The sequence below is a fragment of the Microvirga sp. VF16 genome (assembly GCF_016864375.1).
GTDB lineage: Bacteria > Pseudomonadota > Alphaproteobacteria > Rhizobiales > Beijerinckiaceae > Microvirga.
In genome coordinates, this window is the sequence record NZ_CP069356.1 from 298,053 (window position 1) to 321,993 (window position 23,941).

Annotated in this window: 25 protein-coding genes and 6 pseudogenes; 16 read left to right on the forward strand and 15 right to left on the reverse strand. The window is 62.3% G+C overall.

Going from position 1 to position 23,941, the window contains the following annotated elements:
• Positions 1 to 33: 33 nt before the first annotated feature.
• Positions 34 to 228, forward strand: coding sequence for a hypothetical protein (locus tag JO965_RS33685; RefSeq protein WP_203446366.1), 195 nt, complete (start codon positions 34 to 36; stop codon positions 226 to 228).
• A gap of 61 nt (positions 229 to 289) precedes the next feature.
• Entirely contained in the window at positions 290 to 643 is a 354-nt protein-coding gene (locus tag JO965_RS33690) for a cupin domain-containing protein (protein WP_371826984.1), read from the forward strand.
• Between the two features lie 24 nt (positions 644 to 667).
• Here the strand turns inward: JO965_RS33690 and JO965_RS33695 are convergent, their stop codons facing one another.
• The 3 genes from JO965_RS33695 to JO965_RS33705 all read right to left on the reverse strand — a co-directional run bounded on the left by JO965_RS33695 (position 668) and on the right by JO965_RS33705 (position 4,129).
• Positions 668 to 1,921, reverse strand: a complete 1,254-nt coding sequence (locus tag JO965_RS33695; protein WP_203446367.1) for an FAD-dependent oxidoreductase — start codon at positions 1,919 to 1,921, stop codon at positions 668 to 670.
• A gap of 610 nt (positions 1,922 to 2,531) precedes the next feature.
• Positions 2,532 to 3,584, reverse strand: a complete 1,053-nt coding sequence (locus tag JO965_RS33700) for an IS110 family transposase (RefSeq protein ID WP_203446368.1) — start codon at positions 3,582 to 3,584, stop codon at positions 2,532 to 2,534.
• A 251-nt stretch (positions 3,585 to 3,835) separates the two neighbouring features.
• The gene (locus JO965_RS33705; protein WP_203446369.1) at positions 3,836 to 4,129 is read right to left on the reverse strand and encodes a hypothetical protein; all 294 of its coding nucleotides are present in this window, start codon (positions 4,127 to 4,129) and stop codon (positions 3,836 to 3,838) included.
• Here JO965_RS33705 and JO965_RS33710 point away from each other — a divergent pair.
• The 3 genes from JO965_RS33710 (at position 4,128) to JO965_RS33720 (ending at position 5,899) form a co-directional block, all read left to right on the forward strand.
• Positions 4,128 to 4,487 (forward strand): hypothetical protein, encoded by a 360-nt coding sequence (locus JO965_RS33710; RefSeq protein ID WP_203446370.1) that lies wholly within the window; start codon positions 4,128 to 4,130, stop codon positions 4,485 to 4,487. The genes JO965_RS33705 and JO965_RS33710 overlap by 2 nt on opposite strands.
• 252 nt (positions 4,488 to 4,739) lie before the next feature.
• Positions 4,740 to 5,231 carry a helix-turn-helix domain-containing protein gene (locus tag JO965_RS33715; protein ID WP_246777185.1) on the forward strand — a complete coding sequence of 164 codons (492 nt, stop codon included), beginning with the start codon at positions 4,740 to 4,742 and terminating at the stop codon, positions 5,229 to 5,231.
• 5 nt (positions 5,232 to 5,236) lie between these two features.
• Positions 5,237 to 5,899: a DUF6766 family protein gene (locus JO965_RS33720; RefSeq protein WP_203446371.1), complete on the forward strand. Its 663-nt coding sequence runs from the start codon at positions 5,237 to 5,239 to the stop codon at positions 5,897 to 5,899.
• 147 nt (positions 5,900 to 6,046) lie between these two features.
• On the opposite strand, the pseudogene JO965_RS33725 reads toward JO965_RS33720, so the two are convergent.
• A pseudogene (locus JO965_RS33725) lies at positions 6,047 to 6,169 on the reverse strand (IS6 family transposase); the annotation flags it as partial.
• A 247-nt stretch (positions 6,170 to 6,416) separates the two neighbouring features.
• On the opposite strand from JO965_RS33725, the gene JO965_RS33730 reads away from it, so the two are divergent.
• Positions 6,417 to 6,926, forward strand: a complete 510-nt coding sequence (locus tag JO965_RS33730; protein WP_203446372.1) for a ferritin-like domain-containing protein — start codon at positions 6,417 to 6,419, stop codon at positions 6,924 to 6,926.
• A gap of 117 nt (positions 6,927 to 7,043) precedes the next feature.
• Here the strand turns inward: JO965_RS33730 and JO965_RS33735 are convergent, their stop codons facing one another.
• Complete coding sequence (locus JO965_RS33735; RefSeq protein ID WP_203446373.1) at positions 7,044 to 7,232, reverse strand: hypothetical protein; 189 nt, start codon at positions 7,230 to 7,232, stop codon at positions 7,044 to 7,046.
• Positions 7,233 to 7,438: 206 nt separating this feature from the next.
• Here JO965_RS33735 and JO965_RS33740 point away from each other — a divergent pair, with 206 nt between their 5' ends.
• Positions 7,439 to 7,615: a hypothetical protein gene (locus JO965_RS33740; RefSeq protein WP_203446374.1), complete on the forward strand. Its 177-nt coding sequence runs from the start codon at positions 7,439 to 7,441 to the stop codon at positions 7,613 to 7,615.
• A gap of 399 nt (positions 7,616 to 8,014) precedes the next feature.
• On the opposite strand, the gene JO965_RS33745 is transcribed toward JO965_RS33740, so the two are convergent.
• Positions 8,015 to 8,545: a DUF2243 domain-containing protein gene (locus JO965_RS33745; protein WP_203446375.1), complete on the reverse strand. Its 531-nt coding sequence runs from the start codon at positions 8,543 to 8,545 to the stop codon at positions 8,015 to 8,017.
• Between the two features lie 165 nt (positions 8,546 to 8,710).
• Here JO965_RS33745 and JO965_RS33750 point away from each other — a divergent pair, with 165 nt between their 5' ends.
• On the forward strand, positions 8,711 to 9,205 hold the full coding sequence (locus JO965_RS33750; RefSeq protein ID WP_203446376.1) for a ferritin-like domain-containing protein: 495 nt from the start codon (positions 8,711 to 8,713) through the stop codon (positions 9,203 to 9,205).
• A gap of 933 nt (positions 9,206 to 10,138) precedes the next feature.
• On the forward strand, positions 10,139 to 10,396 hold the full coding sequence (locus JO965_RS33755; protein ID WP_203446377.1) for a GcrA family cell cycle regulator: 258 nt from the start codon (positions 10,139 to 10,141) through the stop codon (positions 10,394 to 10,396).
• Between the two features lie 101 nt (positions 10,397 to 10,497).
• Here JO965_RS33755 and JO965_RS33760 read toward each other — a convergent pair.
• Positions 10,498 to 10,716, reverse strand: a pseudogene (locus JO965_RS33760) (IS6 family transposase); the annotation flags it as partial.
• Between the two features lie 100 nt (positions 10,717 to 10,816).
• Between JO965_RS33760 and JO965_RS33765 the strand changes: the two are divergent.
• Positions 10,817 to 11,848 carry an IS110 family transposase gene (locus JO965_RS33765; RefSeq protein WP_203446378.1) on the forward strand — a complete coding sequence of 344 codons (1,032 nt, stop codon included), beginning with the start codon at positions 10,817 to 10,819 and terminating at the stop codon, positions 11,846 to 11,848.
• A gap of 289 nt (positions 11,849 to 12,137) precedes the next feature.
• Here the strand turns inward: JO965_RS33765 and JO965_RS33770 are convergent.
• Positions 12,138 to 12,627, reverse strand: a pseudogene (locus JO965_RS33770) (IS6 family transposase); the annotation flags it as partial.
• 160 nt (positions 12,628 to 12,787) lie between these two features.
• Here JO965_RS33770 and JO965_RS33775 point away from each other — a divergent pair.
• Positions 12,788 to 13,390 (forward strand): IS5 family transposase, encoded by a 603-nt coding sequence (locus tag JO965_RS33775; protein WP_256451940.1) that lies wholly within the window; start codon positions 12,788 to 12,790, stop codon positions 13,388 to 13,390.
• 82 nt (positions 13,391 to 13,472) lie between these two features.
• Here the strand turns inward: JO965_RS33775 and JO965_RS33780 are convergent, their stop codons facing one another.
• The 5 genes from JO965_RS33780 to JO965_RS33800 form a co-directional block, all read right to left on the reverse strand.
• On the reverse strand, positions 13,473 to 14,939 hold the full coding sequence (locus tag JO965_RS33780) for an aldo/keto reductase (RefSeq protein WP_203446379.1): 1,467 nt from the start codon (positions 14,937 to 14,939) through the stop codon (positions 13,473 to 13,475).
• A gap of 68 nt (positions 14,940 to 15,007) precedes the next feature.
• On the reverse strand, positions 15,008 to 16,240 hold the full coding sequence (locus tag JO965_RS33785) for an ABC transporter substrate-binding protein (RefSeq protein WP_203446669.1): 1,233 nt from the start codon (positions 16,238 to 16,240) through the stop codon (positions 15,008 to 15,010).
• Positions 16,241 to 16,402: 162 nt separating this feature from the next.
• Entirely contained in the window at positions 16,403 to 16,831 is a 429-nt protein-coding gene (locus tag JO965_RS33790; protein ID WP_203446380.1) for a hypothetical protein, read from the reverse strand.
• 6 nt (positions 16,832 to 16,837) lie between these two features.
• The gene (locus JO965_RS33795; protein WP_203446381.1) at positions 16,838 to 17,887 is read right to left on the reverse strand and encodes an aldo/keto reductase; all 1,050 of its coding nucleotides are present in this window, start codon (positions 17,885 to 17,887) and stop codon (positions 16,838 to 16,840) included.
• Position 17,888: 1 nt separating this feature from the next.
• Positions 17,889 to 18,236 carry a TIGR04076 family protein gene (locus JO965_RS33800; RefSeq protein ID WP_203446382.1) on the reverse strand — a complete coding sequence of 116 codons (348 nt, stop codon included), beginning with the start codon at positions 18,234 to 18,236 and terminating at the stop codon, positions 17,889 to 17,891.
• A gap of 94 nt (positions 18,237 to 18,330) precedes the next feature.
• On the opposite strand from JO965_RS33800, the gene JO965_RS33805 reads away from it, so the two are divergent.
• The 4 genes from JO965_RS33805 to JO965_RS33820 are packed head-to-tail and all read left to right on the forward strand — an operon-like array spanning position 18,331 to position 21,705.
• A complete protein-coding gene (locus JO965_RS33805; protein WP_203446670.1) occupies positions 18,331 to 19,089 on the forward strand; it encodes an ABC transporter ATP-binding protein in 759 nt (252 codons plus the stop codon).
• The gene (locus JO965_RS33810; RefSeq protein ID WP_203446383.1) at positions 19,086 to 19,808 is read left to right on the forward strand and encodes an ABC transporter ATP-binding protein; all 723 of its coding nucleotides are present in this window, start codon (positions 19,086 to 19,088) and stop codon (positions 19,806 to 19,808) included. The genes JO965_RS33805 and JO965_RS33810 overlap by 4 nt, the downstream gene beginning before the upstream one ends.
• The gene (locus JO965_RS33815) at positions 19,808 to 20,725 is read left to right on the forward strand and encodes a branched-chain amino acid ABC transporter permease (protein WP_203446384.1); all 918 of its coding nucleotides are present in this window, start codon (positions 19,808 to 19,810) and stop codon (positions 20,723 to 20,725) included. Before JO965_RS33810 ends, JO965_RS33815 begins: the two co-directional genes overlap by 1 nt.
• Entirely contained in the window at positions 20,725 to 21,705 is a 981-nt protein-coding gene (locus JO965_RS33820) for a branched-chain amino acid ABC transporter permease (protein WP_203446385.1), read from the forward strand. The genes JO965_RS33815 and JO965_RS33820 overlap by 1 nt, the downstream gene beginning before the upstream one ends.
• Positions 21,706 to 21,783: 78 nt before the next feature.
• Here the strand turns inward: JO965_RS33820 and JO965_RS33825 are convergent.
• A pseudogene (locus tag JO965_RS33825) lies at positions 21,784 to 22,230 on the reverse strand (DDE-type integrase/transposase/recombinase); the annotation flags it as partial.
• Between the two features lie 75 nt (positions 22,231 to 22,305).
• Here JO965_RS33825 and JO965_RS33830 point away from each other — a divergent pair.
• A pseudogene (locus tag JO965_RS33830) lies at positions 22,306 to 23,339 on the forward strand (IS110 family transposase).
• A 262-nt stretch (positions 23,340 to 23,601) separates the two neighbouring features.
• On the opposite strand, the pseudogene JO965_RS33835 reads toward JO965_RS33830, so the two are convergent.
• Positions 23,602 to 23,853, reverse strand: a pseudogene (locus JO965_RS33835) (IS6 family transposase); the annotation flags it as partial.
• Positions 23,854 to 23,941 lie beyond the last annotated feature (88 nt).

Here is a 23,941-nt window from a genome sequence, read left to right on the forward strand (position 1 = left end):
CGGAATGCGGCAGTCGACCGGCAGGGGAATCCGATGCGAACCCAACCGATGACACTCACGCCAGAGCATGTGGCGCAGGTCCATCGCGTCCTGGACGATCCGGGGCCCGACTCGACGTGGACCTACCACACCGACGAGGATTACGCAGCTCTCGTACGGGGGCTCGTCGCACAGATTCCCTTGCACGATCCTCATCCTCGTGCTGGACCGCCACCAAACGCTGATTGAGCGAGGCCCTGATGCGCATCATTGATCCGGTAGAACATGAGCGGGACAGTGGCGACCTGGCGTGCTCACCCGCATGCGCGTCTCGGCCCTGACCGGCGCGGCGCAGTTGTGTATCTTTGAGCAGTGGTGCGACCCTGGCTGTGGCGCACCCACTCACCTGCATGCGGTGGAGGAGGTACTCACCGTGCTGGCCGGGCAAGCTGAGGTCTGGATCGATGACGAACGCATCACCCTGACAGCCGGGCAGTCCGTGATCGTGCCGGCGGGTTACCGGCATGGGTTCCGCAATCCCGCTGAGACGACGCTGCACGTGGAAGCGACGCTCGCCGCGCCGATGTTCGAAGCGGCCTTCGATGACCTGCGCCAGACCGGACGGCGCTGGCTTCCGGATCCAGTTTTGCGCCCATCACCCTAGGAATGCAGCCCGCGTGGTGCCTGATCAGGGTCTCACGTGGCGCGCCATAAGGTGGCTGATCAGGCGCGGGCCCTCTTCGGCGAGCGACAGGAGGGTGCCGGACTTGCGCGTGGACGCAAAGTCCAGACCGGCGAAGTAGAGGCCGGGTCGCTTAGCGATCCCTTCCTCGTGCACGGGCTGGCCGCGTGCGTCGAGCACCCCCGGCACCTGCACCCATCCGAAGTCACCCTCGAAGCCGGTGCACCAGATGACGGACGCAATGCCATGCTCGGCCGGATCGAGAGAGCCGACCGGCGGATCGGGGAGGTGCGGGGCAACAGTCTCGTCAGGATCGTCTTCCGCCGCCGGAGCATCAATGCCCTCGCGTGCGATGTAGGCGTCAATGTGGCGTTTGAACTGCTCGGAGGTCTCATCTCCAAAGCGGATGTTGTCCTCCAGATCCGGCGCAAAGGTCAGGCGCCGATTGCCATCGACTCCCGTGAGGCGGCCGAGGAGCACCACCCCTTGGGCGCTGAGCGATTGCAGGCTGACGGTGTGGCCGACACCGAGCAGCGGCCGGCCCATGACGCGGCCTGAGGGGTCGAGGAAGTCCTTGCGCGGCACGTCGAAGAGCCCGCTGCGCCGGAGCCAGAAGACAATGTCACGGCCTCGGTAGCGGCGGGGCATGCGCCCGACCCGACCGGTGGCGAGAAAGACCGTGCGATTAGCCTGTACCAGATCCTCGGCGATCTGGCCGCCGCACTGGGCACTGCCGACCACGAGCACCGCGCCGGCCGGCAGCGCCGCGGGAGTGCGGTAGTCGGACGCGTCCATCTGCACCAGATGGGAGGGCAGCGCGGATGTCGCGGCCGGGCGGCGCGGGCGGTTGAGGCTGCCGCTGGCGATCACGACATTGCGCGCCCATCGCGCCCCCCGTGGCGTGAGCACACGGAAGGCGTCCAGCTCTGAATCGAGGGATAGTTCGGTTACCGGGGTGTTGGTCTCGACCGGCAAGCCGTTTCGCGCGGCGAACCCCTCCAGGAGCGCCACGAACTCATCGCGCGTCATGAAGCCGTCCGGATCAGGGCCATCGGAGTGATCGCCCGGCATGACGGACCCCCAATTGGGAGTGTTCAGGCGGAAGGCATCCCAGCGCTGGGTGCGCCAGGTCTCGCCGATCCGGCTCCGCTCCAGCACGCAATGCCGCAGTCCGGCCTGGGCCAGATAGTAGCTTGCGCCCAGTCCGGCCCACCCAGCACCAACGACAACCACGTCGAGATGATCGCTGTTGGAGGTCATCAGGGTGTCCTCCTGCGGCCATCCCCGCCGTCCTCTGCTGAGACACGACGAGGCCTCCGCCCCGGCGATCTCGTGCCGCTCCTGTTTATGATAGCGCCCAATCGCCTATGCCACATAGCCTTCCATGCAGAGTTCTCAGCGATTGAGAAGCTTCACTGCAAGCTCAGCAAAATTCATCTCCTACTGGCCACTCGGCCGAACTGGGGAAAGGCAAGCGCAATCTTTCTTCTGGCCCAGCGAGCCCAACGACCGCTGTTGGCACTCCCCGGACCAAAGAGCTTGGTCCGCTCCGCCGGGGAAAAGCCGACGTTCATTGAGAGGTCGGAAGGTGAAGAGTTGACCCGCTTGTATGGACCGGCCGTGCGTCGCAAGAGGCTTTTCGAGATGGCGAGGTTGGTCTTGCGCTAATGTATCCGGCCCATGTGGAGCGATTGCTCCTGGCCATCATGGAGATCCGCGCGCATCGGTTCTCATAAGCGGACCGGCCCTTCATGGCCAAACGGGTCACCAGAGCCCAGATGCGACGGCGCGACCGTTCTCCATCTCGTGTTCCTCTCGCAGACCTCGGCGAGTTCCAGGCGGTTGATGCAGGGGAGGGGCGATGCTGCCCTCAACCCATTACAGCCGCTGTCCGTGGTTCATAGGTGCGGTTCTGGCTCAGCACGCTCCAGGCAATCCGCGCCAGCTTGTTGGCTAAAGCCGCCGCCAGCACGTTGTGGTGCAGGCGTGTGGACGCGGCGGTGAGCCATGCCCCGAAACTGTGTTGGCGCCACTTGGCCGGCCAGAGCAGCAGCACGCGAGCGGCCTGAACCAGGAGCGAGCGCAGGTAGCTGTTGCCGCGCTTCGACAGGCGGCCCAGGATCGTGCGGTCGCCCGTTGACGTCTGTTTGGGCACCAACCCGAGCCAGGCGCCGAAATCACGTCCTCGGCTAAAGGCGGCGCCGTTGCCAATGGCGGCTACCATGGCGCTGGCGATGATCGGTCCCACGCCTGGCACGCTCATCAGGCGCTGGCAGGCCTCATCGGCCGCCACGAGGTCCTCGATCTCGCCAGTGACAGCATCGATGCGCTCATCCAAGTGATGCCAGTCCTGCATCAAGCCTTCGATCAGGCGTACCATGCGCGGCGTGAGGACATCGGTGCGCTGGGCGAGAATGTCCGGCAGCGCTTGGCGCAGGGATCGCAAGCCCTGTCGCACCGCAATCCCGCGCTCGAGCAGGAAGGCGCGGATCTGGTTGACCACGGCCGTGCGCTGGCTGACCAAGCGGGCGCGAACACGATGCAGAGCTTGCAGGTCGAGTTGCTCGACTGTCTTCGTAGGCACGAAGCGCATGCTGGGCCGCTGTACGGCTTCAGCAATGGCCTCGGCATCGCGGAAATCATTTTTGTGGCTCTTACGGAAGGGCTTCACGAACTGCGCCGGGATCAGCTTCACATCATGGCCAAGGGCCAGCAACTGACGGCTGAGATGGTGGGCGCCGACGCAGGCTTCCATGCCGATCAGGCAGGCCGGCATATTGGCCAGGCGTGCCTCGATCTGTCCACGCGAGAGCTTCTGGCGCAGAACGATGGCGCCACGGACATCCAGGCCGATGAGGTGGAAGCTGTTCTTGCCGATGTCGATGCCAAGGGTGGCAATGGGCGGAAGCGGGGCTTTAGGCATGGCTCAGATCCTCGTGCTGGGCGCCCCTGATGAAGGGTGCGCCGGTAAGCACGGCCGGTCCATCCCATTAGCGGACCTTCCGCTGCCGATCACAAACCTGCTCAAACGGTTCGGCGGCAGGATCCCTAATCCCTATCTTTGGCTACTTGTGCGTGCGAACCGAACAGCCACGTCGTCATTGTCCTCGTTGAGGAAAACTGCTCCTCGGCACGGCCGGCTTACGGCCCCAGCAGACGAAGGAATGACCATGGCTACGAACAAGAAGGACGGTACTTCACAACCCAGCCGGAGCCGGAAGGCGCCGGAGAAGTCGGCGTCGAAGTCCGCCCCCGGTCTGCCGCCAAGCGAGGGGCTGCCGCTCCCAAGCGGGCGCAGCCTAAGGCGATGACCGGCTCTCGATCCGCGACGAAGTCCCAGGCTGTTCCGGCGAAATCCCGTTCCTCCGCAGGATCGCGCACGGCGGCACGCTCGACCTCGGGCGCATCGCGATCGCGGTCCACGACGCAGACCCGCTCCGCATCCCGCTTGCGGTCGCAGGGCGGCATGATGAACCCAATGGCCTGGCTCTCGGCTCTCGAGACCACGCCTACCTCTCCGCATGCCCGCGCGGTGATGGCGGAGGCTCTCAGGGCGGTCGCGAACGTGCTTGAGAAGCCGCAGGGCGGCGAGCAGGGGCAGGACAGCGGAAAGCAGCAGGGCAGGGACGCCATGTCGGCCGCAGGAAGCCTCGGCGCCGAGATCGTCGCCGCTCCACTGGAGATCGCAGCGGCTGCCATTGGAGCCGCAGGGGAGGTCGTGACAAGCGCGCTCGGCAGGTCGTCGGGCGAGGACCGCGGCACCGGCGACAGCAGGAAGGGCGGCAGGCGGTCCTCCTCGCGGAAGAAACCATCGACGACCGGCTAGTTGCCGACTGGATGATCGGTCGGGCGGAAAACACATCCTCCAAGATCAACCCGTCCGGCCATCGTCAAAAACGCGATCCCAATCCTTAAGCCAATTTACATTCGATCAAGAACACCAAGGTTTAGAGCCGGCGCCTCTCGGAAGTAACGCTTCGGTTTGCTCGCCCGGCCAAAGCAGACTTTCGTGAAGGGCAGAGATCTCCAGGGTCCGACCCGATGCAGCTGAGCCCCTCGCGGCCTGACAGGCCATCTGCTGCCGCTCGCCGCCGGGTTCAAACAATCCCGGTTCCGGCCGCAGAGCAGGGAAGGGGCGCAGGAGAAGCTGGAGGGCTTCTGCCAAGTGCTCGAGGCGGCGCTGACCATCGCCCACAAGGACCTCGACCGGCTCATCCTCGCCCGCGAGCTGATGAGCCGGGTGACCAAAGAGTGCCGCAGCAACTCCAAGCTACCGAATTTGGTCGAGCTGTTCCTGTCGCGTCCCCTGGTGACGGTGCCGCTCGGAGCCAAGCTCTTGCAGGTCACGCCGAAGGCCATTGACCTGATGCTGGCGCAGCTCGGCGGCGCGCTGCCGCGCGAGCTCACCGGCCGCACCCGCTACAGGGCCTGGGGTATCGTCTCAAGACGGCCACACCGGACCCAGCGCAGCTCGGTTGCGGAGGTGAGGGGCCGGTCACAGGCGCTTACCTTGTGGAACCCAAAGATCCAGTCCTGGGTTTTCGCCCAGTGTTCAACAACGGCGAGGTGAGGAGGATGCGGCAGTTCCTGCGAAACAACGGGCTGTCCATCTCTCTATTGGCCCTGTTCCTCGTCTCGCTTACGGGCCAAGCCCTCACCGGATGGCGGACCCATGGGGAGGAACTCCGCCTGCATGAGCTGCCTGAGATCGGTTTGGTGGATTACCTGCGGACCGGTCATTTCCTCTCGGCGACCTTCGAGAACTGGGAAAGCGAGTTCCTGCAGATGGCAGCCTACGTCGTGCTGACCGTCTTTCTGTTCCAGAAGGGCTCGTCTGAGTCCAAGAAGCCCGATGAGGACAATCCGGAAGACGAGACGCCGGAGAGCCGCCGCAGCGACCCCAACGCGCCCTGGCCGGTTCACCGCGGCGGCCTGCTGCTGAAGCTCTACTCCCACTCGCTCAGCCTCGTGCTTGTGGCACTGTTCGTCCTGTCCTTCTGGCTGCATCTGACGGGGAGCACACGGCGGGCCAACGAGGAGGCACTTCAGCACCATCAGCCGATGAAGACCATGGGTGAAATGCTGGCCGGGCCGGAGTTCTGGTACGAGAGCTTCCAGAACTGGCAGAGCGAATTTCTGTCGATTGCCGTGCTGATCGTGCTCGGCATCTACCTGCGGGAGCGCGGCTCGCCCGAGTCGAAGCCGGTTGCGGCACCGCACGCCACGACCGGACACTGACAACCTTCGGCGGGTCCATCGCTAATTTGGAGGACGGACGCGAGAACGGCGGATACTGCGCTCGCCGTTTAGGCGGCGAGCAGTCGAACTGCTCCGCGAGTGACGGCTGCAGTGTGCAGGCGCATTTCGCCCGTTGCTTGCGCGTCAGTCGACGGCGATGCCGCGCTCGGCCATCATCTCCTCAAGATCCCACAGCCTGAGATTGTCGGCCAAGTATCACCGGACGCACAACAGGATCACCGACCGATTGAAAGACCTGTCCCTGAACACTGCATCCTCTCGCACGAGAACCTGGATGCCGTAGCGGAAACTCTGAAGTCCAGCTCTGCCCCGGGTGGAGTTTCTTTGCTCGGCTTCCGGTCTTCTATGGCCATTGTCGGCGCTGGAAGCGCCCACCTGTCGAGGCGTTGCGCCAGGTTCTGGAAAACGCCAGTCGTTGGTTGTGCATGCGGTGGCCAAAGGAACTCCGTCCGACTTCGGCCCGTTACCATCGGATGCGCTTATAGGGAGTATGCTGATGGCCACAGATGCTCGCTCAATCTATATCTCGGCATTGCGCAATACCCACGCTATGGAACAGCAGGGTTTGCAGCAGATGGAAGCCCAAGCCTCGCGACTGGAGAACTACCCAGATTATATGGCGCTCCTCCAACGGCACATTGAGACCACACGGCAGCAGGTGCAACGGCTCGAGCAGGCGCTCCAATCGGTCGGTGAGAGCCCATCCAGTCTCAAGGAAACGGTGACCAGTGTCGCTGGCAGTGTCGGGGCAACCGTGCATGGGATGTTCCAGGACGAGACGCTCAAGAACCTCTATGCTGGTTACGCCTATCAATACGAGCAGATTGCCGCCTACCGCTCGCTGATTGCGATTGCAGAGGCCGCCGGCGAGACGGCTCACGCCTCGGCCTTTCGCCAGTCGATCCAGGAAGAAGAGCTGGCGGCACAACAGGCCGCTGATCTGATCGAGCCGGTGACTCGCCGCTACGTTGAACTCACCACGAGTGGCGAGAAGGCAGACCGCTGACAGGTAAATTGCTTAGCCTCGTCCAGGAAGAGAGGCTCCGTCCAAGTCTACCCAGGGTGGGGCTTTCTCATGGAGGGCTCTGGATAGGAGGAACGGAACCATGGGTGCTGCTCCTCTTCAACTGACCGGCATCTTGCCATCTGGTTCTGTCGCAAGTTCGAAATAGAGGCATTCTTGCGCCGTTTCGCCGTCCATAGCATTAGCGACAGAATCGATCGCATCCCAGTATCCTTGCGGAGGTTCGAGCGCCTTGGTGATGGCGCGTGCAAGAATGACGGCGATCGTCCCCCTCAGCGCCTGTTTCATCTCCGCCTGGCGCGCCCGATCCATCCGAGACAGGCCATGCGGTTCTCCACGTGAAGAAGCAGAGAGCAGAACGTGGACCACGCCGATGATGCCAATGTGATCGCGCTGATCGGAACACCTTGTCGCAGCATGCGTTCCCGTGGTGGGTCCGGCTTGGCTGTTCGATGGAGAAATCTGGCCGGCTGCGCTCATCCGGAGACACATCCATGCTCCAGCCCCTGGCATTGATCGGCTTTCTCATCCTGGCTGCGTCGTCCGCCCTGGCGCAGACGATAACCGGCTCGCCTCCTGCCACTGGCCCTGCCGAGACAGGGCAAACCGGTGGGATCACGGATTACTGGTGGGTCCTCCTGCTGGGCTGGTGCTCGTTGTCGCCGCCGTGATCTGGTACTTCTCGAGTCGCCGCACCCGGGTTTGAGCACGACTGCACCGGTGGCGATCAGGCTCAATCTGTGCTCAACACCTTCAGCGAGGACCCGCAATCGGCATAGGTGGCGGTAGGGACGACGCTCTTGCCGCGGTCGCAGGTGTTTGCACGGTGAGCGGACCTCAAGAGGTTGGATGGTTTTGCAAGCCCTGCTGGTTCTGACGGGTGCGCCCGGGACGTTACTCAGGCATCGTTGTGTTCACCTCGACAAGATAACCCCATGTGGCCAGTCGAGGAACCGCTCCGTCGTCGCTTGCTGATCCAAGCGCTGAGATCTGATCCAAGCGCTGAGATAAAGTGCGCAGAAGGCTGTTGACGGAACAGGGTTCACAACCGGATTAGGATCGCAACCTGCTCATGGTGTCCGCTCCAATGTATTGCGCTGTCCAGCGCGAAGCAGGCGCCAGCCACCGATGAGCATCGCAGCGCCCCAGATGAGGAAACCGAGATCCCAATAGAGCCACTGCTCCCGTGGCACTGTCTCATTGACGTGGTGGATGCCGAGCAGGTGGTGGTCGATGAGGCCCTCGACGAGGTTAAAGATGCCCCACCCCATCAGCATTGTTCCCGGCAGGAGTTTGCCGGACCACCGAATATGGGTTGTCCGCGAGAACCGCCACAGGATGTAGAGGCCGAGTGCCGTGAAGATATAGGTGCTGGCGTGAAAGATGCCGTCCCAAAGCGTGTTCACCTTCAGGCTCTCCACGCTGTCGGGTGGGTAACCGGCGCTGGTCAGCATGTGGTGCCATTGCAACAGCTGATGCAGCACGATCCCGTCGAAGAAGCCGCCAAGTCCAAGTCCGAACAGGATGCCTGCGGAGATGGGGAAATCCTCCGCCTCGCGTCCTGCACCAGCCGGCGTGCGCGCGGTGGGATTAAGAGCCATGCTTGGTCCCCAGGTTCACCAGACAACAAGAAGGTTGACTTGGCGGTTCCAGAATGCCGCTCCAACTGTTGAGCGGGCGAGGACAGTCCAGAGCGCTTCGGAGGCCGGAACTGCCATGCCTCCGGTTGGTTGAATCCAAGTTCTCCCATGCACAGGAGGTGTGCCATGGCCACCAAGCAGAAGACCCTCAACGATCTTTTTCTCGAGACCCTCAAGGACATGTACCATGCCGAAAAGCAGATCCTGAAAGCCTTGCCGAAGATGGCGAAGGCGGCCGAGTCAGATCAGCTGCGGCAGGCCTTCGAACAGCATCGCGCGGAGACCGAGGGCCAGGTGGAGCGCCTGGAGCAGGTGTTTGAGATGCTGGGCAAAGCGGCGCGCGGCAAACCCTGTGAGGCGATCCAGGGCATGGTCGAGGAGAGCCAAGAGGTCATCGAGGACTTCAAGGGCTCCGACGCGCTCGATGCCGGGCTTCTCGCGGCGGCCCAAGCCGTCGAGCATTACGAGATTTCGCGCTATGGCACGCTCCGGACGTGGGCGACCCAGCTTGGCCTGACCGAGGCCGCCCGGCTTCTCGAGCAAACACTGCAAGAAGAAAAGCACACCGATGCCGTGCTGACCCAGTTGGCTGAAGCAGCCGTCAATCGGCAAGCGGCTTGATCGAAGCTGATCGGCTAAACCCCACCACGATCCCAGGTGCGGAATTGAGCCGATGGCCCAGAGCCATGGCGATCTGGCACTGGGGCTCGGCTTCAAAGGGCGAGTGGACACCATGTGAGCTCTGATCTCGACTGCAGGTCGCTCCAGGGATTTTAGTGATGGAATGGCTGCGAATGGGAGGTTGATCTGATCCTGATGATTAACCCCACCGGCCCTTATCTGCCACCACAGAGGGGGCGCGTGTCACGTCAGGGAGACGCCACGTCATCAGAGGCTCCGAGTGCTGTCATTCAGGGGCTCAACAGCCCGCCAACAATCGCGGCACTGCCTGCGTCGAAAGCATCGGCACTCCTTGTAACCTGTAAAAAAGACATAGAAAGGCATCGATGGTGCTCTCATAGATCTTCCTTCATTGAGCCACCGGCAAAGCTGGTGGGTCCTGCGACAGAGCAGATGCATTGGATGGGTTTCTGGCTCGGCTGACCCCGATAGACTGGATCTTTATTGGAGGCGTCGCCCTCGTCTCAGCTCTTATGGCTGCAGGCATTTACGGCATCCGGACAGAGATGCGGTCGCACGCCAAAATCCGGGCACGATCAGTTCAGCTCAAGACCTCTCGGGAGCAACGCCTGCAATGGCGGCGATCCCTCCAATCAAAGGATCTGCTCGATCTGCTCGATGATATTGATACGCTTATCAGGCTTACTGATGCAAATGATGAGGCCATCAAACGGGACCACCGGGAAGGCGTGCGCTTGGCTTGGATGAGCCGGCGCGTTCCACTGCGTACTGTTTTCCTCGGCGGCCTGCTGCTCGCTGGTGTTCTCTCTGCCATATTCATGGTGATCGCCCAGGGTCCATCGAATTCCATCCCCTGATCGGCGATCTGTATGGGCACAGTCTTGCTGGAGGCGAGGAGATTCAGGAGTTGAGATGACGGCGCCCTGGGACGAGCCACGAATGGAGCTGCTGACGCGCCTTTGGCTTGCTGGAGCGACGGCCCGCCTGATTGCGGAGAAGCTTGGCGGCGGCGTCACGCGCAATGCCGTGATCGGAAAGGCTCACCGTCTCGGGCTAACGGGCAAGCACGGCAGTAAGAGCGCAGCTCTCAAGCGTGCTCGGGCATTCCGTGCCCGAGGGAGTGATCAGCACCTCCAGCGCAAGCCCAAGCCCAAGAACCGTGCACGTTAATGTTAGGAGCTAAACGGTTCGAAATGAGCGGTGGGAACGCCGAGCGTCGGGGCCTGTCACGTTAACCTGAGAAGGTCGCAAGACGCCTTGCCTCAGTGATCTCAGGTCAGAACTCCAGCCGCGGCTTTCCATGCCGCCATGGCATGGAGACGGTGGAGGTGGGTGGCAAGGGCAGACTGGTACAGGCGAGGCGGAACGAAGTGGTTTCTGACAGCCGAAAAGACCGAGGTAAACCGCTGCAGGCCTCCCGCGGAACGAAAGCCCTGCATCATCCGCTCCCGCTTTCGCAACGGGAGATGTGAATTCTCAGATGAGGTATTCGGCCTGCCGCCGCGCCTGCCACGTCGCCATGAGGCGCAGCGCTCCAGGCTGATGGTACAACGAGGTCACGGCCTCGAGCCTCAGTAGGAGAAACGCACCATGAAGCACGATGCGGGATTAGACATCGCGGTCAAAGAAACCTCCGTGTGTATCCTGGACGAGACGGGAAAGATCTGCCGTGAGGTCAAGGTCGCCACCCATCCGGAGGATCTTCTGCGGATCCTACAGGATCCAGCCTGGCACCTGGAGCGGGTCGGGCTCGAGGCGTGCCAGCTCTCGCAGTGGCTCTTCGACGGGCTGGCAGACGCGGGCCTGCCGGTTGTGTGCATTGAGACGCGCCACGCCAAGGCCTTCCTGAAAGCGCAGATCAACAAGAGCGACCGCAATGATGCCCGCGGCATCGCCCAGATGATGCGGGTCAATCTCTTTCGTCCGGTGCACGTGAAGACGCTCACCAGCCAAAAGCGGCGGGTGCTGCTGACCGCCCGCAAGCTCCTGCAGGAGAAAGCCATCGCAATTGAGAATGACATCCGTGGCCTGTTGCTGAACTTCGGTCTCAAGATTGGCATAGTGGGAGCGGTCAAGTTCGAGCAGCGCATCCGCGAGCTTGTTGCAGGCCTGCCGGACCTGGCCGAGATTGTCGAACGGCTGCTGGATGCCCGGTGCAGGCTACGCGAGCACTTCGCCGCTCTGCACCGTAAGCTTCTGGACCTCGCCCGCGGGGATGAGGTATGCCGGCGCCTGATGACCATTCCTGGGGTGGGTCCGGTTGTGTCGCTGGCTTTTGTGGCGACGATCGACATTCCGGCCCGGTTCCGGAACTCGAAAGCGGTTGGGCCTGTCCTGGGGCTGACGCCCGTCCGAAGCCAGTCCGGCGAAAGTGATCGGGTTGGCCGGATCTCGCTCTGTGGGGATGGCATGATGCGAACGCTGCTGTTCGAGGCAGCTCAGACGATGCTGCGGCAGTCCACCCGGTGGTCGTGGCTGAAGGCCTGGGCCATGAAGGTGGCCCGGCGGCGCGGCAGCGGAAAAGCCGTTGTCGCCCTGGCGAGGCGTCTGGCCGTGATCATGCATCGCATGTGGTGCGACGGCACGGAATTCCGGTGGACGCGGGAGGCGCAAGCAGCCTGACAGGCCCGCCGATCGCGCGCCGTCTGATCAAGGAGAACCACGAGCTTCCGCACCAGGGCGGAAGGCTGTCCCCTGCGGGACGATGAATGAGGCGAGTTCGAAATAGGGCATGCTCCTCGCACCTCTGGGTGCAGAAGGACGCTTCTCAGATAGTTCCGCTTCATTCTTCCGACCCCATGATGGAAGGGCCATTGTGCCGAATCCGGAGAGAAGCAAGAGCCCGCAGGACAGTTGAAGCCCTAGGATTGGATGATCCGATTGCGCTTGACTTCAATCGGCCGAATAAAGAAGCCCTGTTGTTGAGACCCTTCTGGGACCGGTGCTCAACCCTTGGCATGACCTGCCGCTTTGCGGCCCCGTAGGAGGCCAGTTTGTCGGTGATGATGCGCTTGGGTGCCATGCCTTGTTTCTTCATCAGCCGGGTCAGCAGGCGCTTCGCCGCCTTGGTGTTGCGGCGGCCTTATTTCGTCAAGCACGTACCCGTCCTGATCGACAGCCCGCCACAGCCAGTGTTTCTTGCCAGCGATGTTGATGACGACCTCGTCCAGATGCCAAATGTCGTTTGGGCGTGGCGGCTTGCGACGAAGGCGCCGGACATACTCTGGTCCGAACTTCTTCCCCCACCGGCGGACGGTCTCATAGGAGACGAGGATGCCGCGCTCGAGCAACATCTCCTCGACGAGCCGGAGGCTCAGAGGAAATCGGAAGTATAACCAAACCGCATGGGCGATGATCTGAGGTGGGAACCGATGGCGCTTGTAGCTGATGGGCTTGGTCATGCACGAGCACTTAAGCCACAAGCCACTGCCCAAAAGTTACCGTGACATCCCCATCAAGAAAGCGCTTGCATCTGTGTCGCGGCGCGACAATCATCATGCCCGCCGCGACAGCCAATCACCATCCTGATCGCCGCCCACTCCCAATCCAGATTGTCGCGCAATAAGAGAACCCGTTCACCTGCTGGTCGACAGCACAGGCCTGCGGCTGTGTGGACCCGGCGAGTGGCTCATCGAGAAACACGGCACCAAAAGACGGCGGGCTTGGCGAAAATTGCACATTGGTGCTGATGCTGAGACCGGGCGGATCCTCGCATCAGAGCTGACCAAGAGCGATGTCGATGATGGCTCGCAAGTTGGGCCCTTGCTCGATCAGATCCCAGGTCCACTCGCCTCATTCATCGGTGATGGAGCCTACGATCAAGCGGGCATCTACGACACCGTCGCCAAACACCATCCTGATGCTGATGTGATCGTTCCACCCCGATCAACGGCGGTGCTGAGCGAGGATGTAGAGCGCGCGCCCACACAGCGCGATCGGCATCTCCAAAGCATCGTCGAGCATGAACGCATGGTCTGGCAGAAAACATCCGGGTACACTCGAAGGGCCCTGGTGGAGGCATCCATGAGCTGCCTCAAACGAGTGATGGGTTACGGCTTACGCTCGCAGGCAGAACAACGCCGCAGGACCGAGATGGCCATCGCCATCAATGCGTTAAATCGCATGCTTGAGCTTGGTCGCCCGAAGTCCGTCCGCATCGCTTGAGTGCTGGTTCGGTGGCCTTCAATGCGCCCATAGTCCGATCCATGCAACAAAGCCGCGACTTGAACCATTCCACTCAAGATAACTAACCGACGACAGCTTCGGCCTCGATCTCAACCGCGTAGTCTCCTACCAAACGTGAAATCTCAAGCAGCGTATTCGCAGGTCGCACTGCTCCAAAGTAGCGGCCATGCACCCGAGAAACGGGCTCCCAGTCGTCTGCATTGTTTAGATAGATACGTGTTCGGATAGTGTCTGCGAGCGTTCCTCCCAAGGAGGCGATGCTCGCTGCGATCTTATCCAGAATGTAGACCGCCTGCCCTTGGGCATCGCCTGGGCAGATGATCTCGCCTGAGCCGTGGGTAGCCGTGGTTCCACTGACAAGGATGCGATTGCCGATCCGCACCGCACGGCTGTAGCCACAGATGGGCTCCCAGACGCTGCCAGAGTCAATGCGTAGGCGGTCGGGCCGCCCATCGATTGGGACTGCGTCGAACACTGGTGGAAAGCTCTCAAGATGATGGCTGAGATCGCCCGACGCTGTGAGAAATGGTGGGTGACGGTACTCGTCACCGCAATCCCCTGGAATACGCTGGGTGGAAGCCAACGCCTCGTCGATGCGTTGCTTGTCATCTTCGTCCAATGAGAACGAAAACAGGGCCGCATTGTCCGCCCGGTGCTCACGCTCCCCGAGCCGGGCTCCGACAATGACAGCCGCAACGGCCGGCTGTTCGAGCACCCAACGGGTGGCCACATTGGCGACAGACACCCCGTGCTTACGAGCAACTTTGTGCAAGGCGGCCAGGATCGACTGGAAAGCAGACCATCCTCCAATCGTGTCAACGAAGCGCTTGTATTTCGACTTGCTCCAATCCTTGATAGAGGTTGGCTCCGGCGCACCCATCCACCGGTCCGTCAGGAAGCCGCCTCCGAGTGTACCATAGGCCAGCAGGCGCACGCCCGTGGCGAGACAAAACGCGCTCATGTCCTCCCCGGCGCGGCGATCGAGCAGGGAGAACGAAACCTGGTTCGACACGATCGGAAAGCCGTGCTTCACCAAGAGGCGCAGGTGGTCGGTATCGAAGTTCGTCACGCCGAGATGGAGGATGCGCCCGTCCTGCTGCAGCGCGGCGAGCTCCCTCATGGCATCGATATAGCCGGGGTGCTCGAACATCCACCAGTGGAACTGCAGCAGGTCGATGGTTTCGACACCAAGGCGCTCCAGACGCTCGGCGATGCCAGCCCGGACGACGTCTGCGAACATCGGTCCCGGCGAGGGACACCACTTCGTGAAGGCAGTTGGACGCTGCCCCTCGGCTCCAACCTGCATGTCCAGAAAACGACCGGTGATCAGCTCCGCACTGCCGTAGTGGTCTGCCATATCGAAGCTGTCAAAGCCCGCGCGGGCGTAGTCGGCCATAGCGGCTGCTGCAGTATCGCGATCCAAGAGACGGCCTTCTCGCTCCATGTCGGCCACTTGCCAAAGGCCTGTGACCATGCGGCTGATCTCGAGTCCAGGTGCGAGCAGTGTCCGGTCGGGACGAATGGACATGGCAATCTCCGGCAAAACGGCTTAGGCTCCGCGCCGAGCGCGGAGCCTAAGCCAATGACCAGCAGGGTCTAGCGCGACGGGATCTTCGCCTTGATGGTATCAACCTCATCGACACCCATCTGGCCAATGGTCGTGACCTCGCCGTTCTGGATCCGCCACAGCCGGAAGGGGCCGGTGATATCGCCGTACTGGTCGAACGTCACAGGTCCAATGACGCCCTCGTAGTGCACCGGCTTGCCCTCTTTGATGAGCTGGAGCGCCTTCTTGAAGCCCTCAGGTCCGGCATGGATCGCTTCGCCGTCGCTCCCGGTGACCTTGCGAATGGCGTCTCGGATGGCTGCCGCCTCGAACTTGCCGGCCTGAGCCACCGCAAGGCCGAGGATTGCCGCCGCGTCATAAGCTCGGTCAGCGGCGGGGGCATTGGCATCAAAGCCGCCGGACATCGCCGGGTAGGCTGTTGCGAAGTGCTCAGTCGAGGGTGTCTTGGTCGTACCCGACGAGGTTCCAAAGGCATCATTTAGATAACGAGGCCCGACGTCGCGGATGAAGTCGGCGCTATTCATGCCGTCGTTCAGGAGAAACTTTGGGGCACCACCCTGTGAGATCCAGGTGCGTGCGATCGATGTGCCGTCGCCCGGATAGGAGACGAGGTAAAGGGCGGGCGGATCTCCGTCGAGAGCGCGAGTGACCTCCGGCGCATAGGAGGCTTGGCCTTGGTTGTAGGGCGTAGTGGATGTGGTCTGGCCCCCAAGCGCCTCGTAGGCACGCTTGAACTCCGCCACCATGTTCACGCCGAAATCGTTGTTGACGTGAATGATCGCAATCTTCTTCAGGCCCTGATCCATTGCATACTTCGCAGCCGCCGTGCCTTGGAGCGCGTCCGAGGTGATGGTGCGGAAGAAGATGCCGTTGGTCTTCCCCTCCTGTGCAATTCGCGTGAGCGTTGGCGACGAGGAGGCGGGCGAAATTTGAACCACGTTCGCCTGCGCCGTCACCGAGGTCAGTACAGGGAGCGACACCGAGGAGATGATGCCGCCGATGATCGCAGGCACGCGCTTGAGGTCAACAAGTTGTCGGGCTTGGTCGACCGCGACGGAGCCTTGGCTCTGCGAGTCCCGAAGGTCCGTGGCGAGCTGGCACCCAGCCGCTCCGCCAGCCTCGTTGATCTCCTTAAAGGCAAGCTCGATGGATTTGGCTGCAGCTTGGCCGAAGCGTCCGGCTGGGCCGGTCAGCTCCACGACAACGCCGACTGTATGCGTGCAGGGCTGCTGTGCGGATGCCGGCAGTGGTGCAAGAGCCATCGCCAGAGTGGCGGCTGAAACAATGGATGCGAAGCGCACGGTGAACACTCTCCCTGATCTGGTCCGCCGAAGGTAAGCTTTGGTGTCACTTGCCCCTCCCGGCGGGTAGGCAGTGTTCCGCCTTGGCGGCCGTTTGGCAAGCGGGGCGGGCTGGGATAGTCCTCAAGAGCCCGGGCTGATCCAGGTCTCGTGTAGGGCGAGCCATCGCACACCCTCCTCTGCCAAGGCCTCGAACACGGCGGTTGATCGGCGGCGGGTGACGATGCTGCCCGCTGCTTGCTCCTCGATATAGCGGAGAATGATGAGCGGCGGCCGCAGGAGCAGGAGCTCGGGCTCGACAACGGCAATGTGGAACGGGTCCTGCTTTCCTTTGGTACCGTAAGCTCCTCGTAACCACCCAATCACGTCCGGCCGCTGGAGCCTCGCTCCACTTGGAGACACCATGGTGAACTCTTCACCCAGAGCGTTCTCCAGACGAGAGAATACGGCATGCGTGTTCTCGACCGTTCCGCAGAGCCAGGTCTCGAAGAAGGCATGCAGGTCGACCACCTCCTGCAGTGCGGCTTGGGCGAGGGGATGGTCGAGCCCCATGAGGGGTCAGGCCTCATTGAGATTATAATGCATGATGCGACCATGCCGGCTCTCCCGGTCACGCTCGAGCGTGTAGGTATCCCCCTCAGGGCCGGTCTTGAGTGCGAGGACCCTGTTGATGGCGGTCCGGTCCTCCTCATCGAGGGTGAGCCGAAACACATCGAGATTATCGGGCAGGTGCTCGGCGTAGCGGGCACCGATGATAGCGCCTGCCACCGCGGGCCGGTCCAAGACCCACCGGGTGGCCACCGCCGTTAGGCTGACCCCGTGCTTGCGCCCGATCTCCCGCAGGGTGGCGAGCAGGTTCTGGAACAAGGACCAGCCGCCAAAATCGTCGACGATGAGCTTGTACTTAACAAGCGAACGATTGGCGAAAGGCTCCTGGGGCTCCGGGACGCCGAGCCACCGCTCCGACAGAAAACCACCTGCCACCGTACCATAACACAGAAGCTTCATGCCGCGCTCCTGACACAGCGCAACAAGGCCGTTCTCGGGCCTCTGGTCGAGAAGCGAGTATTGGACCTGCATGGACACGAGCGGCACCCCTGCGTCGAGCAGGGCTCGCGTGTGGGGGGTATCGAAGTTGGTACCGCCGATCTGGTGGATCTTTCCCTCGTCCTGGAGTTCCTTGAGGATGAGTGCGGTCTCGACAGCGCCCGGGACGGCGTAATTCCACCAGTGGAACTGCACCAGATCGAGACGCTCCATCCTGAGCCGTCGGAGCGAGCGGTCGATGATCTCGCGCACGTACGCACGGTCGACGCGGGAGAGGGCATCCCAGTCCGGCACGAACTTCGTGTGCACCTTGAAGTTCTTCAGCGCTGCGGAGCCGCGTTCGGCGAGCATGCGATCGCGGAAATGCCCGATCATCTCTTCGACGCCGGTGTAGATGTCGGCGCAGTCGAAGGTCGTGATGCCCCCATCTACAAAGGCAGACATATCGGCGATCGCCCGCTCGGCCTCGATGGCACCATGCCCGCCGGCAAGCTGCCAGCCCCCACGCAGCATGCGAGAGATTCGGTAGCCCGGAGCGAGATCAATCGTTTCGACGGTCATGTCAGGCCTTCGCATCGGGCAAGGGTACGGCCGTAACCTCCGAGTGGCGGAATACGCGCTTCGCCATCCGGCTGATCCGGAGCCGGCTCGGACAATTGGGGTCCGGGCAGGCGACCTCGGCATCGGTGGACATCCAGTCGTTCGGATGAGTGACGCGTTGTTTCGCGGGGAGGAGCGGCAGCAGCGCAGCGAGCGAATAGATCGAGAAGCCCTGGCCTGGGGGGAGGTGAAGCATCTCCCCCTTGAGCTCGAAATAGTCGCCGGGCTTGGCCCCACAATACAATGTGGCACCCTCCGGAGCGACAACCTCGACCCGCAGGTCGTAGAGATCGAAGAAATCATCCGACACGGGACAACGTCCATTGCCTGTTGCACGTGCGCATTGTCATGACGCAAAATTGCCGCCCTCGCAACACGGCCCGGCCGGTGACTTCATTCCGCTCATGCTGACAGCCCAATCGATCACCAAGACCTTCGGCGGCAACCGCGCCGTCGACGCGGTGTCCTTCACGATCGAGAAGGGGACGATCACGGGCCTCATCGGGCCGAACGGGGCCGGCAAGACGACCCTCTTCAACTGCCTGGCGGGCTTGTTTCCCCCGACGTCCGGGTTGCTCAGCCTCGACGGGGAGCGGATCGACGGGCTTGCGCCGGATCAGATCTTCGCCCAGGGCCTCGCCCGGACGTTCCAGATCCCAAGACCCTTTCCCGAGATGACGGTGCTGGAGAACGTCATGGTGGCACCCCTGCACCAGCGCGGTGAGCGGTTCTGGGCTAACTGGCTCACGCCGGGCCACGTAGCCGCCGAGGAACGGGCGTTGGCGGCCGCAGCCCGACACTGGATCGACTTCGTGGGCCTGTCGCATCTCGCTCAGCAGCCGGCGCGCGTCTTGTCCGGCGGACAGCGCAAGCTCCTGGAGCTCGCCCGGGTTCTTGTGGCCAAGCCGCGCCTGATCCTGCTCGACGAGCCCGGAGCCGGGGTCAATCCCGTGCTGCTGGATGCGATCGTCGACCGGATCGTGGCCCTCAACCGGCAGGGCATCACGTTCCTGATCATCGAGCACAACATGGATCTGGTGATGAGTTTGTGCCGTCCCATCATGGTGATGGCGCAGGGTCGCCTTCTGATGTCCGGGACGGCGCAGGAGGTGCGTGACGATCCGAGGGTGGTCGAAGCCTATCTCGGCGGAGCCCCGGCGTGACGGCTCTCCGGATCGAGGCTCTGGAGGCCGGCTATGAGCCAGGGCTCCCGATCGTGCGCGGCGCGTCACTGTCGGTCGAGCCGAACGAGATCGTTGCCATCCTCGGACCAAACGGCGCTGGCAAGTCGACCCTGATCAAAGCCATCGCCGGGCTGGTGCCGATCTCCGCTGGAAGGATCTTCCTGCACGATCGCGAGATCACGGGGCGCGCGGCTCATCGATTAGCCCACGAAGGTCTTGGATTCGTGCCACAGACCGAGAATGTGTTCGTGAACCTCTCGATCGAGGACAATCTCGATCTCGCCGCCTCGATCCTGAAGGTGCCCAAGAAGCAGCGGCTCCACGATCTCTATGCCTTGTTCCCGGACCTCGCACGCCAGCGGCGACTCTTGGCGGGTCGTCTCTCGGGGGGGCAGCGCCAGATGCTCGCGGTCGCCCGGGCGCTGGTCGGCGCGCCTAAGGTCCTGATGCTGGACGAACCCTCAGCGGGGCTTTCGCCGAAGCTCGTGGGTATCGTCTTCGAGAAGCTCAGGGAAGTTCGCGCCACCGGCGTCACAATCGTGCTGGTGGAGCAGAACGTGAAGGCGGCGCTCGCCATCGCCGATCGCGCCGCAGTCCTGGTCGAGGGAAGCACCCGGATCGTCGGCGCCGCGCGCGACCTCTCGGACGATCCGCAGGTCGCCGCACTCTATCTCGGACAGCATCGAGGAGGCATCTAATGTTGCAGCTCATGGCCGACGGCTTCGTCATCGGCTCGGTCATTGCGCTCGGAGCGATCGGCGTGACGCTGGTCTATTCCATCCTGCGCTTTGCGAACTTCGCCCATGGCGAGTTTTTGACCTGGGGCGCCTATTTCGCTTGGACGACGCTCCTCGGTATGGCGGCGGTTTGGGGGCCCATGGAGCCCCTCGGCCCGTTCTCGTTCGGATGGGCGCTCCTCACCGCACTGGTCGTCGCCGCGATCGCAACTGCGGCGCTGGCGCTGCTGGTTGATCGGCTTCTGTTCCGTCAGCTGCGGCGGCACGGGAACGCGATCACGCTGATCATGGCGAGCTTCGGAGCCGCTCTCGTGCTGCGCAACCTGCTCCAGTTCATCTATGGGGCGGTTCCGGAATACTACAGCCGTGAGATCCAGGTTGCGATCCGGCTGATTCCGAGGGATGTCTTGGGCGGGTTGCGGATCACCCCGGACCAGCTTTTTGTCCTTGGTCTGACGGCCGTTTCGGTCGTCGGGCTCCATCTCTTCCTCACGCGCACGACCCTCGGCAAGGCGATGCGGGCAACCTCCATCAACCCACAACTTGCCCGAGTGACGGGCATCGACGTCGATCGCGTGATCCGCGCCACCTGGATCATCGGTGCCGTTCTCGCGGCCGTGGCCGGGGTGTTCTCGGGCCTCACTGTCCAGCTGCGACCGCAACTCGGCCTCGACCTTTTGCTTCCGCTCTTCGCCGCGGCGATTCTCGGGGGAATCGGCAGCGTCTACGGGGCGGTCGCGGGCGGCCTCATCGTCGGCCTCGCGGAAAGCCTGTCGGTGCCGCTCGTCGGGGCTGAATACCGAGCGGCCACCGCCTTCGTGGTGCTCATCGCCATCTTGCTTGTCCGCCCCACCGGTCTCTTCGGCGAGAGGACGTGATGCCCGATCTGCTCGGTCTGCTCTCATACGGCACCTTCTTTCTCGTCTTTGCCACGATTTTTGGGCTGGTGGTGCTCGGCCTCAACCTGCAATGGGGCTTCACGGGCCTGTTCAATGTCGGCGTGGCGGGCTTTGTTGCGATTGGGGCCTACACGTCGGCGCTCCTAACAGCGCCGGACTACCCAGATCAGATCGGCGGCTTGGACTTGCCCATTCCCCTCGGTTGGATCGGCGCGATGGCGACATCTGGGCTTGCAGCCTTCGTCGTTGGGGTGGCAGCACTGCGGCTGCGGCACGACTATCTGGCCATCACCACATTCGGTATTGCTGTTACCCTGCAACTGATCGCGTTGAATGCCCAGGGCCTGACGGGCGGGCCGTTCGGGCTGCAGTTCATCCCGAAGCCGTTCGCCGACATCATCGCGGATAACCTCGCCTGGAACCTGACCTACTTGGTGATAGCCGCGACATTGCTTGGTCTCAGCTATGTTGCCCTGGAACGCTTGGTGCGCAGCCCCTGGGGTCGCGTTCTGCGAGCGATCCGCGAGGACGAGACGGCGGCCGCGTCCCTTGGGAAGCGGGCCTTCCGGTTTCGTCTGCAAGCCTTTGTGATCGGCTGCATGCTCATGGGGCTTGGCGGGGCACTTTACGCGCACTTTGTCGGCTACATTGCTCCGGAGGATTTTCTGCCGATTCTTACGTTTCAGATGTGGACGATGCTGATTGTGGGCGGCTCGGGCAACAATCTCGGGGCTATCCTTGGAGCCTTCGTGGTATGGGCCTTATGGACCCTGTCCGGGAATGTGCTTCGTGAATTAGTGCCGGCTGAGTATCAGGCCAGGGCAGCAACCCTCCAAGTCGTTCTTATCGGGCTGCTTCTGGTGCTCATTCTTTTGGTGCGGCCGCGCGGACTCCTCGGCGAGGAGACCGTGGTTTCACGGCACATGAAGGACTCAGCTGGCGAAGTGCAGGAGGAATAAGGCTGTCGAGGCAAGCCGGCCGGTTCTGTCGCAAATCCGGAACAGGGACGAGAAAGCAGCAGGTGCACCGTACTGCCCTTATGCGGCGAGCAGGTGAAACTGCTCCGCAAGCGACAGCTGCTGAAAGTAGACATATTTCGCTTGCTGTTTACGCAGCATATGAACCAACTCGATGCCACCCAGGACCACGCGGGCGCAGTCAGCGGACTTGAAACCGAGCAGCGGTCGCACGCGGCACTTGGCGGCGCGGCGATCCTGCTCGATACGGTTATTGAGGTATTGACTCTGCCGGATCCTGATCGGCTTGAGCCTGCGTCTTGAACGGTCCTGCAGCCGGCTCTCGGCATCACACGACAGGATGGCTTCCCGATTGGTCTGGCTGCCGTCGATGACGATCCTCTCGGGCCGGCCGTGCCGGTTGAGGGCCTTGCGCAGAAACCGGTTGGCGGCAATGAGGTCCCGTCGTTCGCTGAACCAGAACTCAACCGTGTCGCCGTTGCTGTCGATAGCCCGGTAAAGATACAATGGGGTGGACGCCCCTCCGGCAGCGCCTAGCTGCCAAGGTTGCCACATCCGCAACCACCACCAAGAGGCCCGTCCATGCAGACCCTTGATATCATCGGCATCGATTTAGCGAAGAATGTCTTTCAGCTCCATGGCGCACGCAAAACTGGCGCTGTGCTCTTTCAGAAGAAGCTGTCCCGAGGCAAGCTGCTGTCGTTTCTTGCCACCCAGCGCCAATGCACTGTCGCGATGGAAGCCTGTGCCAGCGCTCATTACTGGGGACGCCAGATCAGCACCTTGGGCCATACAGTGAGACTGATCGCCCCCAACTATGTGAAGCCATTCGTCAAACGGCAGAAGAATGACGCCGCCGATGCCCAAGCCATCTGTGAAGCCGCTCAGCGGCCGACCATGCGCTTTGTTGCGGTCAAGAGTGAGGAGAAGCAGGCCTCCTCCATGGTGTTCAAGGCCAGAGATCTGCTGATGCGCCAAAGAACCCAGATCATCAATGCCCTGCGCGGACATCTCACCGAATTCGGCATTATCGCACCCCAAGGAACGAGACACGTTCACACGCTCGTCACCGCGGTTGACGATCCGGCGAATGGCCTTCCTGAGGTGGCGCGATCCGTCTGCCGGATGCTCATCACGGCCTTAAGTAAGTTCAACCAGAAGATCGGTGGGTTGGACCGGGAGATCGCGCAGCGGGCGCGGCAGGACGACGAGATCCGACGCCTGATGACGATTCCGGGTGTTGGTCCGGTCACGGCAACAGCTCTGGAGGCCTTGGCTCCGGCGGCCGAGACTTTCGACAAGGGGCGGGATTTCGCAGCCTGGATGGGGCTCACACCCAGGCAGAACTCGTCTGGCGGGAAGCATCGATTAGGCAAGACATCGAAAATGGGACAACGCGACCTGCGTCGCCTGCTCATCATCGGTGCCACGGCAGTTGTCCGATGGGCGGCCAGACATGGCACGGCTCCGCACTCCTGGCTGGGACGGATGCTGCGCCGCAAACCGCCGATGCTGATTGCGGTCGCCCTGGCCAATAAGATGGCGCGGATTGCCTGGGCGCTGATGGCCCGGGAGGAGTTTACCGAGCTTCGGGAGCTGTCGTGTCGGCAGTATAACCCGAGGAACTGCCGGAGGATGTGAGAAGGTCGAACAGAGATTTATGGGAAATCGGTGGGTCGAACGGGATCAGAAGAACCAGTCGCTGGATGGGCGCTTCGAGCGCGCAGATACACGTTGGATCTGATCTGCGGACTTCCATAAGGGCCTGCGGCGTTTGGATTGCCGCTTCGAGAGGCCGGACACACGTCAGCACCCGATCGTAGACCCAAGATCACACGTTATGATTTCTCTTGCATTCAACGGGGCGTCCACACACATCCAGCATCCTCTGACCTTGATGTAGGTTTCATCGATATGCCAGTTCCGGCTGACGGCTCGTTTCCAGAGGTTGAAGCGGTCGAGCAGTTCGAGTGAGTAACGAACCACCCAGCGCACGACTGTGGCATGGTCGACGGAGATGCCGCGCTCCGCCATCATCTCCTCGAGGTTGCGCAGACTGAGGCTGTAAGCCAGGTACCACCGGACACAGAGCAGGATGACTGACCGATCAAATTGCCTGCCCTTGAACATTATGCCTCACTCTCTTTCTTTCCTAGCGCAGGCCATAGCCCTGCGCTAGGAAAGAAAGAGTTGCGACAGATCCGTTTAAGGTCGTTGT

Coding starts and splice junctions, on each gene's coding strand:
- JO965_RS33685 (WP_203446366.1), top strand. CDS start 34: ATGCGAACCCAACCGATGACACTCACGCCAGAGCATGTGGCGCAGGTC.
- JO965_RS33695 (WP_203446367.1), bottom strand. CDS start 1,921: ATGACCTCCAACAGCGATCATCTCGACGTGGTTGTCGTTGGTGCTGGG.
- JO965_RS33700 (WP_203446368.1), bottom strand. CDS start 3,584: ATGCCTAAAGCCCCGCTTCCGCCCATTGCCACCCTTGGCATCGACATC.
- JO965_RS33710 (WP_203446370.1), top strand. CDS start 4,128: ATGATGAACCCAATGGCCTGGCTCTCGGCTCTCGAGACCACGCCTACC.
- JO965_RS33705 (WP_203446369.1), bottom strand. CDS start 4,129: ATGCCGCCCTGCGACCGCAAGCGGGATGCGGAGCGGGTCTGCGTCGTG.
- JO965_RS33720 (WP_203446371.1), top strand. CDS start 5,237: ATGCGGCAGTTCCTGCGAAACAACGGGCTGTCCATCTCTCTATTGGCC.
- JO965_RS33730 (WP_203446372.1), top strand. CDS start 6,417: ATGGCCACAGATGCTCGCTCAATCTATATCTCGGCATTGCGCAATACC.
- JO965_RS33735 (WP_203446373.1), bottom strand. CDS start 7,232: ATGAAACAGGCGCTGAGGGGGACGATCGCCGTCATTCTTGCACGCGCC.
- JO965_RS33740 (WP_203446374.1), top strand. CDS start 7,439: ATGCTCCAGCCCCTGGCATTGATCGGCTTTCTCATCCTGGCTGCGTCG.
- JO965_RS33745 (WP_203446375.1), bottom strand. CDS start 8,545: ATGGCTCTTAATCCCACCGCGCGCACGCCGGCTGGTGCAGGACGCGAG.
- JO965_RS33750 (WP_203446376.1), top strand. CDS start 8,711: ATGGCCACCAAGCAGAAGACCCTCAACGATCTTTTTCTCGAGACCCTC.
- JO965_RS33755 (WP_203446377.1), top strand. CDS start 10,139: ATGACGGCGCCCTGGGACGAGCCACGAATGGAGCTGCTGACGCGCCTT.
- JO965_RS33765 (WP_203446378.1), top strand. CDS start 10,817: ATGAAGCACGATGCGGGATTAGACATCGCGGTCAAAGAAACCTCCGTG.
- JO965_RS33780 (WP_203446379.1), bottom strand. CDS start 14,939: ATGTCCATTCGTCCCGACCGGACACTGCTCGCACCTGGACTCGAGATC.
- JO965_RS33785 (WP_203446669.1), bottom strand. CDS start 16,240: ATGGCTCTTGCACCACTGCCGGCATCCGCACAGCAGCCCTGCACGCAT.
- JO965_RS33790 (WP_203446380.1), bottom strand. CDS start 16,831: ATGGGGCTCGACCATCCCCTCGCCCAAGCCGCACTGCAGGAGGTGGTC.
- JO965_RS33795 (WP_203446381.1), bottom strand. CDS start 17,887: ATGACCGTCGAAACGATTGATCTCGCTCCGGGCTACCGAATCTCTCGC.
- JO965_RS33805 (WP_203446670.1), top strand. CDS start 18,331: ATGCTGACAGCCCAATCGATCACCAAGACCTTCGGCGGCAACCGCGCC.
- JO965_RS33815 (WP_203446384.1), top strand. CDS start 19,808: ATGTTGCAGCTCATGGCCGACGGCTTCGTCATCGGCTCGGTCATTGCG.
- JO965_RS33820 (WP_203446385.1), top strand. CDS start 20,725: ATGCCCGATCTGCTCGGTCTGCTCTCATACGGCACCTTCTTTCTCGTC.